The 11,297-nt window shown below is 71.7% G+C and carries 10 protein-coding genes; 2 read left to right on the top strand and 8 right to left on the bottom strand.

Going from position 1 to position 11,297, the window contains the following annotated elements; translation table 11 throughout:
• Positions 1-50: 50 nt before the first annotated feature.
• Positions 51-1,616 carry a murein biosynthesis integral membrane protein MurJ gene (murJ, locus tag ABWV53_RS10460; RefSeq protein WP_353365578.1) on the bottom strand — a complete coding sequence of 522 codons (1,566 nt, stop codon included), beginning with the start codon at positions 1,614-1,616 and terminating at the stop codon, positions 51-53.
• Between the two features lie 124 nt (positions 1,617-1,740).
• On the opposite strand from murJ, the gene rpsT reads away from it, so the two are divergent.
• Positions 1,741-2,040: a 30S ribosomal protein S20 gene (rpsT, locus tag ABWV53_RS10465; RefSeq protein ID WP_056667890.1), complete on the top strand. Its 300-nt coding sequence runs from the start codon at positions 1,741-1,743 to the stop codon at positions 2,038-2,040.
• Between the two features lie 299 nt (positions 2,041-2,339).
• Positions 2,340-4,040, top strand: a complete 1,701-nt coding sequence (gene mqo, locus ABWV53_RS10470; RefSeq protein WP_353365581.1) for a malate dehydrogenase (quinone) — start codon at positions 2,340-2,342, stop codon at positions 4,038-4,040.
• A gap of 90 nt (positions 4,041-4,130) precedes the next feature.
• Here mqo and cobT read toward each other — a convergent pair whose 3' ends face one another.
• The 7 genes from cobT to cobO all read right to left on the bottom strand — a co-directional run bounded on the left by cobT (position 4,131) and on the right by cobO (position 11,253).
• Complete coding sequence (cobT, locus tag ABWV53_RS10475) at positions 4,131-5,213, bottom strand: nicotinate-nucleotide--dimethylbenzimidazole phosphoribosyltransferase (RefSeq protein WP_353365583.1); 1,083 nt, start codon at positions 5,211-5,213, stop codon at positions 4,131-4,133.
• Positions 5,214-5,247: 34 nt separating this feature from the next.
• Entirely contained in the window at positions 5,248-6,777 is a 1,530-nt protein-coding gene (locus ABWV53_RS10480; RefSeq protein WP_353365585.1) for a cobyric acid synthase, read from the bottom strand.
• Between the two features lie 135 nt (positions 6,778-6,912).
• The gene (gene budC / locus ABWV53_RS10485) at positions 6,913-7,740 is read right to left on the bottom strand and encodes a meso-2,3-butanediol dehydrogenase (RefSeq protein ID WP_353365587.1); all 828 of its coding nucleotides are present in this window, start codon (positions 7,738-7,740) and stop codon (positions 6,913-6,915) included.
• 187 nt (positions 7,741-7,927) lie between these two features.
• Complete coding sequence (locus ABWV53_RS10490; protein ID WP_353365589.1) at positions 7,928-8,992, bottom strand: aminotransferase class I/II-fold pyridoxal phosphate-dependent enzyme; 1,065 nt, start codon at positions 8,990-8,992, stop codon at positions 7,928-7,930.
• Positions 8,983-9,963 (bottom strand): adenosylcobinamide-phosphate synthase CbiB, encoded by a 981-nt coding sequence (gene cbiB, locus ABWV53_RS10495; protein ID WP_353365591.1) that lies wholly within the window; start codon positions 9,961-9,963, stop codon positions 8,983-8,985. The genes ABWV53_RS10490 and cbiB overlap by 10 nt, the downstream gene beginning before the upstream one ends.
• Entirely contained in the window at positions 9,956-10,681 is a 726-nt protein-coding gene (bluB, locus tag ABWV53_RS10500) for a 5,6-dimethylbenzimidazole synthase (protein ID WP_353365593.1), read from the bottom strand. The genes cbiB and bluB overlap by 8 nt, the downstream gene beginning before the upstream one ends.
• Before the next feature lie 2 nt (positions 10,682-10,683).
• Positions 10,684-11,253: a cob(I)yrinic acid a,c-diamide adenosyltransferase gene (gene cobO / locus ABWV53_RS10505; protein ID WP_353365595.1), complete on the bottom strand. Its 570-nt coding sequence runs from the start codon at positions 11,251-11,253 to the stop codon at positions 10,684-10,686.
• Between the last annotated feature and the right edge of the window lie 44 nt (positions 11,254-11,297).

The raw sequence follows: 11,297 nt of genomic DNA on the forward strand, positions 1-11,297 counted from the left end.
GCGCGCCGGGGGCGTCAAGCGCAGGGGCTTTTATGCACCGCACCGGGCCGTTACCGGCGCAGCAATCGGCGCAGCCGCAGCCCGGACGCCGCGAGCGCGCCGAAATAGATGGCTGCCGCGCCCAGCAGCAACAGCGCCAGCAGCCCCGCGCGCCGCAGCGCGTCGGCGCGCATCGCCAGCCAGTCGAAATGCTGCGCCCCCCACACCAGGAAGATGGCCAGGAGCGCGCTGGCCGCCACCACCTGCAGCGCGAACTGCGTCCAGCCCGGTTGCGGCTTGAAGCTGCCCCGGCGCAGCAGGCCCACCAGCAGCCACAGCGCGTTCAGCACCGCGCCCAGGCCGATGGAAAGCGCGAGCCCGGCATGCGCGATCCAAGGCACCAGCGCCACGTTGAGCAACTGCGTGAAGACCAGCACGGCGATGGCGATGCGCACGGGTGTGCGGATGTCCTGGCTGGCGTAGTAGCCCGGCGCCAGCACCTTGATCGCCACCAGCCCGACCAGGCCGGCGCCGTAGCCGGCCAATGCCAGGGCGATCTGCCCCACGTCGCGGTCCTGCAGCGCGCCGTGGTGGAACAGCGTGGCCACCAGCGGCTCCGCGAAGGTCAGCAGCGCCACGGCGCTGGGCACGGCCAGCAGCACGACGATGCGCAGGCCCCAGTCGAGCATGGCCGAGTAGCGCTCGGCATCGCCCGCCGCCTTGGCCGCCGCGAGCTGCGGCGTTAGCACCACGCCCAGGGCCACGCCCAGCAGCGCGGTCGGGAATTCCATCAGCCGGTCGGCATAGAAGAGCCAGGTCACGCTGCCCGGCGTCAGGTACGACGCGATCTGCGTGTTGATCATGAGCGAGATCTGCGCCACGCCCACGCCCAGCAGGGCCGGCGCCATCAGCCGCAGGATCTGCCGCACTGCCGGGTCGGCCAGCGCCTGGCGCACGCGGCCCCAGGTCATGCCGATGCGCGGCAGCAGGCGCAGCCGGTGCAGCGCCGGCAGCTGCAGCGCCAGCTGCAGCACGCCGCCCACCATCACGCCGCCGGCCATGGCGTAGATCGGCTCGATGCCGCGCGCGGCCAGCTGCGGCGCGCCCAGCCAGGCCGCCACGATCATGCAGACGTTGAGCAGCACCGGCGTGAAGGCCGGCACGGCGAAGCGCTTCCAGGTGTTGAGCACGCCGGCCGACAGCGCCACCAGCGACATGAAGCCGATGTAGGGGAACATCCAGCGCGTCATCAGCACGGCGGCGTCGTAGCCGACGCCCGTCTGCCGCAGCCCGCTGGCCAGCGCCCACACCAGGAACGGCGCACCGACCACGCCCAGGACGCAGGTCACGAGCAGCGCCCAGAACAGCACCGTGGCCACATGGGCGATCAACCCCCGCGTCGCTTCCTCGCCGTGCTGCGCCTTGTGGCCGGCCAGCACGGGCACGAAGGCCTGGCTGAAGGCGCCCTCGGCGAACAGGCGGCGAAACAGGTTGGGAATGCGGAAGGCGACGTTGAAGGCATCGGTCAGCGCGTTGGCGCCGAACATCGAGGCCATCAGCAGGTCGCGCGCCAGGCCCGTCACGCGGGAGGCCAGGGTCAGCAGGGAAACGGTGGAGGCGGCTTTGAGCAGGGACACGGCCGCGAGTGTATGCCCTTGCCCGGAGGCGCCGGCCCTGGCGCCCCGGCCGGTCCCCATTCGGTGGTGGGCTATAATCGCGGGCTTCGCCGACATCATCCTCAGACAACTCAAGGAATACCCCATGGCATCCGCCAAGCCCAAGAAAAAGAACCCCCGTCTCGCCTCCGGCCGCAAGCGCGTCCGCCAGGACGTGAAGCTGAACGCCGCCAACACCTCGCTGCGTTCCAAGTACCGCACCGCCGTCAAGAACGTCGAGAAGGCCGTGCTGGCCGGCGACAAGACGAAGGCCACCGAACTGTTTGCGAAGATGCAGGCCGTCGTCGACACCGTCGCCGACAAGGGCATCTTCCACAAGAACAAGGCCGCTCGCGACAAGAGCCGCCTGTCCTCCAAGGTGAAAGCCTTGGCCCTGGCCGCCTGACCTTTCAGGCAAACAGCCCGGATGGCCTCACCGCCATCCGCCGTTTGTAACGGGTGCGCTGTCAGCGAATCGTGAAAACCGCCTTCGGGCGGTTTTTTCGTTTCCGGGCCGCTGTTCGTTCGTTCGTGGCCCGGCGGTCGCCCGGCGCCGGCGCCTACCTACTAACACCAATTGACTAAAGTCAAATTTTTCCCCTAAAGCGACAATCCCGGATGAACGAGGCCTTCATGCGATGCAGGCCGAGACGAGGCCTGCAATGCGCTTGCAGGCTTTTTTTATGGATTCAGCCGAGGGATGACATGAAGAGATCGATCAAGACGCTGGCGGTGGCCCTGCTGGCGCTGGTGGTGGCGGCGGCACTGTTCCTGACGTGGCCGCTGGTGCCCCGTTCGGTGCCCGCTGCGGAGAACGAGCAGCCGGTGGACGTGGTGATGGTGGGCGCGGGCGTGATGAGCACGACCCTGGCCACCTACCTGCAGGAGCTGCAGCCCGACTGGAAGATCGAAGTGTTCGAGCGCCTGGATGGCGTGGCGCTGGAAAGCTCCAACGGCTGGAACAACGCCGGCACCGGCCATTCCGGCTTCGCCGAGCTGAACTACACCCCCGAGCTGCCGGACGGCACCATCGAGACCAAGCGCGCCGTGGGCATCGCCGAGCAGTTCGAAGTGTCGCGCCAGTTCTGGGCGCACCAGATCGGCCGCGGCCACATGCAGCAGCCGCAGACCTTCGTGAACCCCACGCCGCACATGAGCTTCGTGTGGGGCGACGCGAACATCGAGTACCTTCAAAAACGCCATGCCGCGCTGACGAAGAACCCGCTCTTCTACGGCATGCAGTTCTCGCAGGACCAGGCCCAGATCAAGGCCTGGGCCCCGTTGCTGATCGAGGGGCGCGACCCCGCGCAGAAGGTGGCCGCCACCTACATGCCGCTGGGCACCGACGTGAACTACGGCGTGGTGACGAACCAGCTGATGCAGGGCCTGCAAAAGAGCCCCAACTTCACGCTGAAACTGCAGCATGAAGTGCGCGCGCTGCGCCAGAACGCCGACAAGACCTGGAACGTGACCGTGGCCGACCTGGCCGCCGGCGCCAGGGAGCGGACCGTGAAGGCGAAGTTCGTCTTCGTGGGGGCGGGCGGCGCGGCACTGAAGATGCTGCAGGCCTCGGGGATCCCCGAGTCGCGCGACTACGCGGGCTTTCCCGTGGGCGGCGAATTCCTCGCCATCGAGAACCCCGCCATCACCGCCCGCCACGACGTCAAGGCCTACGGCAAGGCAGCGGAAGGCTCGCCCCCGATGTCGGTGCCGCACATCGACGCGCGCAAGCTGGACGGCAAGGACGTGGTGCTCTTCGGCCCCTTCGCACTGCAGTCCACCAAGTTCCTCAAGGAGGGCTCGTGGTTCGACCTGTTCTCGTCCATCAACCACGACAACATCGGCGGCATGCTGCGGGTGGGCATCCACAACCTGGACCTGGTGAAGTACCTGGTGCAGCAGGCCGCGCTGACCGACGACGACCGCCAGCGCGCGCTGCAGGAATACTTTCCCAACGCCAAGCGCGAAGACTGGCGCCTGGCCGTGGCCGGCCAGCGCGTGCAGGTCATCAAGCGCGACCCGAAGGAAGGCGCCGTGCTGCAGTTCGGCACCGAGATCGTGGCGGACAAGGACGGCACCATCGCCGCGCTGCTGGGCGCCTCGCCCGGTGCCTCCACGGCGCCGCACATCATGATCAACCTGATGACCCGCGTGTTCCCGCAGCAGATGACCGAAGCGGGCTGGAAGCCGCGCCTGCGGGAGATCGTGCCGTCCTATGGCCGCAAGATCAACGACACGCCCGCGCTCACCAACGAGATCCGCCGCATGACCAGCTCGGCGCTGAACCTGCCCTACCTGGAAGTGCCGGCCGACGTCGCCACCCGGCCCGTGTCGGCGGCCCCGGCCCCGGCTGCGGCGCCCGCCCCGGCCGGCAGCACGCTGAACAAGGAAATGCAGGCGCTCTGACCGGCCCACGCTTTCGCCCGCCCCCTCAAAGCCCCGCCCTGCCCGCAGCGCGGGGCTTGTCGTTGGTCGGCTGACCTGGGGAACCCCCGCTCAGGCCAGCGGCCCGGCCACGCTGGCCGACTCGAAGCTCGCCATCTCGCGCAGCACGGCGCAGGCCGACACCAGCAGCGGCCAGGCCAGCGCCGCGCCCGAGCCTTCGCCCAGGCGCAGGCCCAGGTCCAGCAGCGGCTCGGCGCCCAGCCGCTCCAGCATCAGCGCATGGCCGCGCTCGCCCGAACGGTGGGCGAACACGCAGCGCTGCAGCACCGGCGGCGCCAGGCGGCTGGCGACCAGCACGGCGGCGCTGGTGATGAAGCCATCGACCACGATCACCCGCCGCTGGTGGGCCGCCTCCAGCACCGCGCCGACCAGCGTCGCGATCTCCAGCCCGCCGAGCGCGGCCAGGGCGGCCAGCGGCGTGGTGGCCGCCGCATTGGCCGCGAGCGCCTGTTGCAATACGGCGCGCTTGCGGGCGATGCCGGCGTCGTCCAGGCCGGTGCCGGCGCCGGTGCATTCCGAGAGCGGCACACGGCAGAGGCGCGCCAGCAGCAGCGACGCGGCCGACGTGTTGGCGATGCCCATCTCGCCCAGCAGCAGCGCGTTGCCCGGCAGGGCCCGCACCACGGCGCGGCCGTTGGCGATGGCCGCCGCGCACTGCGCCGGGCTCATCGCCGGGCCGATGGAGGCATCCGCCGTGCCGGGCGCCACGCGGTGCGTGAGCAGGCGCGGCTGGCCGGGGGCGGATGCACGCGGCGCGATTTCGCGGGCCACGCCGCAATCCACCACCGTCAGCGCGAGGCCGTGCTGGCGCGCCAGCACGCTCACGGCCGCGCCGCCTGCCAGGAAGTTCTCTACCATCTGCCAGGTCACGTCGCTCGGATAGGCGGACACGCCGCGCGCGGCCAGGCCGTGGTCGGCCGCGCAGACCAGCATCTGCGGCTCATCGAGCGCCGGCGCCTCGGAGCCCAGCACGCAGCCGATGCGCAGCGCCAGCGTCTCCAGCCGGCCGAGCGCACCCAGCGGCTTGGTCTTGTGGTCGATCAGGTGCCGCAGCCGCGCCGTGAGCGCGGGGTCGTCGATGTCGGCGAGAGCGGGAACGTCATCGGCCACGGAAGGGTTCAACGATGGCTGCATGGCCATTCACTCCTGAAAAGATAGCTGCTCGCGCTTATCGATCAAGCGCTGGAGCATGATTTGGCATGGAAACGAGCGACGCCAGCACGCCGGGGGCGAACCAGCTGTCCACCCCGGCGCTCAGCCGGTCGAACACCGTCTCCAGCGTGGGCGCGGCGGCGCCGAACAGGGCGTGCAGCGCGTTGCCGTCTTCGAACAGGCCGTGCAGATACAGGCCCAGCACGTTGCCCCGGGCGTTCTGCCAGGCCAGGCCCGGGACGACTTCGTGCGCCAGGTCGCCCGCCGCCGCCATCGCCGGGTGCTGCGCGGTCTGGCCGTGGTGGATTTCATAGCCCGCCACCACCGTGCCCGACAACGCCTGCCAGCCGCCGTGCAGCGCGCCGAAGGTGTTGCGGGTGTGGCGCACGGTCTTCTCCGCCGCGAAGGCGGTGACCAGCGGCAGCAGGCCCAGGCCCGGCGCGTTGCCGTCCACGCCGTGCGTGTCGATCAGCGCCTCGCCCAGCATCTGCAGGCCACCGCACACGCCCAGCACGCGGCCGCCGCGCGCGGCGTGCGCGGCGATGGCGGCGTCCAGCCCCTGGGCGCGCAGCCAGGCCAGGTCGGCCGCCGTGGACTTGGAGCCGGGCAGCACGATCCAGTCGGCGCCGGCCACGTCGGCGGGCGCGCGCGCCCACAGCAGGCGCACGCCGGGCACGCTCTTGAGCGGCTGGAACTCGTCCAGGTTGCTGATGCGCGGATAGGCCACCACGGCCACCGTGGTGTGCAGCGCGCCGCCCGCGCCGGCGCGGCCCTGCGCGGCGTCGTCGAACACGCCGTCCTCTTCCGGCAGGCCGTGGCCCCACTGCATGGGCACGGTCGCCACGACGGGCACGCCAGTGCGCTCCCGCAGCATCTCGGGCGCCGGCGCCAGCAGGGCCGGGTCGCCGCGGAACTTGTTCAGCACGAAGCCGTGGATCAGCGCCTGTTCTTCATGCGACAGCAGCGCCCAGGTGCCGTAGAGGTGCGCAAACGCGCCGCCCCGGTCGATGTCGGCCACCAGCAGGCAGCGGGCCTGGGCATGGCGGGCGACGCGCATGTTGACCACGTCGCTGGCATGCAGGTTGATCTCGGCCGGCGAGCCCGCGCCCTCGATCACCACCACGTCGTTTTCGGCGCGCAATGCGTCCAGCGCAGCGGCGATCTGCGGCCACACGCGGGCGCTGCGGCCGCGCCATGGCAGGGCCGACAGCTCGGCGCTCACCTGCCCCATCAACACCACCTGGCTGCGGGTGTCGGCCTCGGGTTTGAGCAGCAGCGGGTTCATGCGCACCTCGGGCGCGGCGCGCGCGGCCAGCGCCTGGAAATACTGCGCGCTGCCGATCTCGCCCCACGCCGCGAAACCGCTGCCGCCCGCCCCGCCTGCGCCCGCCACCGGCACCACGCGGGCGTTGTTGCTCATGTTCTGCGCCTTGAAGGGCGCCACCTTCAGGCCCTGGTCGCTGTACCAGCGGCACAGCGCCGTGGTCAGCCAGCTCTTGCCGGCACCGCTGGAGGTGCCGAGCACCATGACGCAACGCGCCGCCATGTCAGCCCGCCCTCCCGAACAGGGCGTGGCGGGCGGTGTCGGCGCTGGCGATGGGGACAGGTGTGGAAGCGTCATGACGGGCCTGGTGAAGCCCGCCATTGTCCCCCGCGCCGGCGGGCCTGCGGAGCTCCTGGGTCAAGCCTGCGGCGGCTGTCCGTTCGATGCCGACACGCCGCCGTCCACCGGCAGGATCACGCCGGTGACGAAGCGCGCATCCTCGCTGGCCAGAAAGGCGATCACCGAGGCGATCTCTTCGGGCTCGGCGCCCCGGCCCAGCGGAATGCGCTCGGCGAACTTGGCCAGCAGCTCGGGGTTGCTCTTGATGTCTTCCGTCATGCCGGTGAACGTGAGGCTGGGCGCCACCGCGTTCACGCGCACGCCGTCCTTGCCGTGGTCCATGGCCAGGGCGCGGGTGAGGTTGGACACCGCGCCCTTGGAGGTGTTGTAGAAGCTCATGTCCCAGTCGCCGCCCAGGCCGGACACCGACGAGGTGTTGACCATGCAGCCCTTGGCGCGGATGAGGTGCGGCAGCGCGGCGCGTGCGCCATGGAACACCCCCGACACGTTGGTGGCCAGCACGCGGTGCCAGTCCTCGATGCTGGCTTCGGTCGCCTTGCCCTGCACGGCGATGCCGGCGTTGTTGACCATGACGTCGAGCCGGCCGAAGCGCTGGGCCGTGGCCTCCACCAGCGCCTGCACGTCTTCCCACTTCGACACGTCGGTGACCTGGGCCAGCGTCCGGTCGGCGGGCAGATCGCCGCGCGTGGCGGCCAGCTTGTCGTCGCTCAGGTCGGCGATGGCCACCATGGCCCCTTCCTGCGAGAAGCGGCGGGCCGTGGCGGCACCGATGCCCGAACCGGCGCCGGTGACGATGACGACCTTGCCGGCGAAGCGCTGCGCCGGCAGCGTGGCGGGCGACGGGGTGGTGGTGGAGGAATCTGCGTGGGAATCGGTGGCGGGCATTGCGGCTCCTGGGTCGGATGTTGGAACTGAACGGGTGCCGGCCGTGGCAGGCCGTGCGACAGCCCGAAATCCTCCTGCGCCCAAAGGCCATGCCCCGGGCGTCAGGTGCGCGTTGCTATGTCAGCCGCCACGCCACACGCTTGTGGATGGACGTCCAAGCGCCGGCGAGGCGGTTAGCTGCCCTCGGTCATCCGCCGTCGAGAGCCCGGGAACCCACGTCGCCGGCCGCAGGTAAGTCGGCAGCGAGGACGGCGCCGCCCAATGCCGCCTGCGCATCCGGCCCCAGCACCCCCAGCCGCACCTGGCCCGGCAGCCCGAACGAAGCACAGTCGCGCAGCTTGATGCCCTGCGCACGCAGCGCCGCCAGCGTGGCGGGCATGTCGGCCGCCAGCGCCTGCGGCAGCCGCGCCGTGAAGTAGTTGGCCAGGCTGCCGGGCTGCACGGGCCAGCCCAGCGCGGTGCAGAGGTCGATCTGCGCGGCCTTCCAGTCGCGGAGGGTGCCCAGGCTGGCGGACAGCCACTGCTGCGTCGCGGGCTCCGTCCACGCCTGCAGCAGCGCGACACCGTGGCCGCCCAGCGGCCAGGAAGGCGCCAGGGCGTGGAGCGCGGCCACGGCCTCTTCGCAGGCCGGCGGCGCGATGGCGTAGGCGGCGCGCACGCCGGTAAGGCCCAGGGCCTTGTTGGGCGTCCAGAGCTGCCAGGCCGTCAGCGGCAGCGGGCGCGGCGTGCCGTGCAGGCGCAGCGGCGCGTAGGCGCGATCGACTACTTGCAGCACACCCTGGGGCACAGCGCAGCCAGGGGCCAGCGCCGCATCTTCCTGACCCAGGGGGCTGGAGGGCTCGCAGGCCCAGTGCAGCGCGGGGGTGGGCCCGGCCGGCATGGGCGCGCCCGGCCCATCCGCCACCGTGGCCAGGCCCCAGGCCGCGGCGGCGCGGGCGTAGTCGCCGTAGCCGTGCGCGGGCAGGCGCACGGCCCGGGCGCCGCGCCGTGCGGCCAGCGCAGTGACGCGGTGGATGAATTCGCTGGCGCTGGCGGCGACGACGATGCGGCTCGCCGCTACGCCATGGAACGCGCCCAGCGCCTGGCGCAGCGCGGTGTAGGCCGGGTCGGGGTAGCGTGCGGCGTCGGCCCGCTGCAGGGCGGCGACGGCCTGCGGGCATGGTCCGCAGGCGTTGGCGTTGGTGGAGAAGTCGTGCAGCGGCACGCCCAGCGCGTCGGGCCCGCCATGTTCGGGCGTGCGGGTCAGCGCCATGGCAGGATTGCTATCATAAGAATAGCTACAGGCGTAAGCAGGATGAGCGCGGCGACCACTTTCGATGCCCAATGCGCGGCCTGGTAGGTGTCGGTGGGCCCGGCGGCGCGCCCTTCGGCGTTGAGCGTGTAGACCTGGGGCTTGGCCAGCCGCACGCCCAGCGCGAGCGCCATGGCGGCCATGGGCCAGCCGCTGTTGGGCGACGGCGTGCGGCGGGCCTCGGCGCGCAGCCGCTGCCAGGCGGGCCGTGCGCCACGGCGCGACGCCAGGCACCACAGCAGCAGCGCGGTCAGCCGCGCGGGCAACCACGACAGCACGTCATCCGCCCGCGCCGCCCATTTGCCGGCCCACTGCCACCACCGGCCGCCGCGCATGCCGGGGTAGCCCCACATGGCGTCGGCCGTGTTGGCGAAGCGGTAGAGCGCCGCGCCCGGCAGGCCCAGCAGCGCGAACCAGAAGAGCGGCGCGACGACCGAGTCGTTCAGGTTCTCGGCCAGCGACTCGATGGCGGATTCGCGCACCTGCACCGCGTCCAGCCCGCTCACGTCACGGCTGACCAGGCGCGCGAGCCGGGCGCGGCCCGCGTCCAGCGATTCGGCCAGCGCCGCCTCCACGGCCAGCACCTCGCCGCGCAGCATGCGCCAGGCGAGCAAGGGTTTCAGCAGCAGCGCGATCAGCCCCGCGGCGGCCCAGGCGGGCGCATGGTGCAGCAGCCACCACTGCGCCCCCGCCGCCGCTATCGAAACCAGAGCAGCCAGCCCACACCAGATCAGCGCTGCCAGCCAGAAAGCCTTGAAGTCGCGCCCGGTGGGCTCGGACGGGGCCACCCGGTCGCCACCCCACTGCAGGGCGCGGCCCATCCATACCACCGGATGCAGGGCGGCGGGCGGCTCGCCGCAGAGGCGGTCGATCAGCAGGGCCAGCGGCACGGCGGCGGCCAGCACCCAGGGGGCGTGCGACGGGTCAGGCATCGGTGGTCTCGCCCCCTCGCTCTACTTCTCCCTCGCCCTCGCCCGCCAGCCATTCGGCCGGCCGGCCCCAGGCGCCTTCGAACACCACCGAAGCGAGCGGCGCGCGCCGCGCCCAGCGTTCGCGCTGCAGCATCGGCTCTTCGTAGAAATCGTGCACCGGCCCGAGCGACAGCAGGGCCACCGGCTCGGCTCCGGCCGGCAGGCCCAGCAGGGTGCCGACGGCAGCGGGCTCGAACATCGACACCCAGCCCATGCCCAGCCCTTCCGCCCGGGCGGCCAGCCACAGGTTCTGGATGGCGCAGGCGACGGAGGCCAGGTCCATCTGCGGCAGCGTGCGGCGGCCGAAGACATGCGCATCGCGCCCGTCGGCCAGCGCCACCACCAGCAGCTCGGCCGCATCGCGCAGGCCCTCCACCTTGAGTTGCAAAAAGGCGGATTGCCGCTCGCCCAGCGCCTGCGCGGTGCGCTGGCGCTCGGCCTCCACGCAGGCCTGCAGGCGCTCGCGCAGCGCCGCGTCGTCGCTCACGCGGATGAAGCGCCAGGGCTGCATGAAGCCGACGCTGGGCGCGTGGTGCGCGGCCCGCAGCAGGCGGGACAGCACCTCGGGCGCGACCCGGCCACCGGCGAAGTGGCGCATGTCGCGGCGCTCGCGGATGGCGCGGTAGATGGCGGCGCGGTCGCCGTCGCCATACGCGGGGCGTTGCGGGTCGGCGGCCACCGCTAGTCCTCGATGCCCCGCTGCGCCGGCACGCCGGCCTGGAAGGCGTGCTTGACCAGCGCCATCTCGGTCACGGTGTCGGCCACGTCGATCACCTCCTGCGGGCAGCGGCGGCCGGTCAGCACCACGTGCACGTCGCGCGGCCGGGCGGCGAGCGTGTCCAGCACCTCCTGCAGCGGCAGCCAGCCGTAGATGAGCGGGTAGGTCACCTCGTCCAACACCACCAGGAAGAACTCGCCGCCCAGGATGGCGGCCTTCGCGCGCTCCCAGCCGGCGCGGGCCAGGTCGGCGGAATGGTCCAGGTCGCGGCTCCTCCAGGTGAAGCCGTCGCCCAGGCCTTCGATGGGGATGCCGATCTGCTCGAACATGCGGTGCTCGCCGAAGCGGGCGGTGGGCACTTTCATGAACTGGAAGATCTTCACGGCCTTGCCGCGCCCGTGCGCGCGCAGCGCGAGGCCGAAGGCCGCCGTGCTCTTGCCCTTGCCGTTGCCGGTGTGGACCAGCACGAGGCCGCGGCGCTCGCCCTCGGGCTTGTCGGAGCGCTTTTCGGCGGGCGGGGTTTCGATGTCCATGGGCTGGTCTTTCCTTGTCGTTGGGGTGGCTGCCTGCAACCTGG

Origin of the sequence: Acidovorax sp. FG27 (assembly GCF_040365715.1) — a bacterium.
Taxonomy (GTDB): domain Bacteria; phylum Pseudomonadota; class Gammaproteobacteria; order Burkholderiales; family Burkholderiaceae_C; genus Paracidovorax.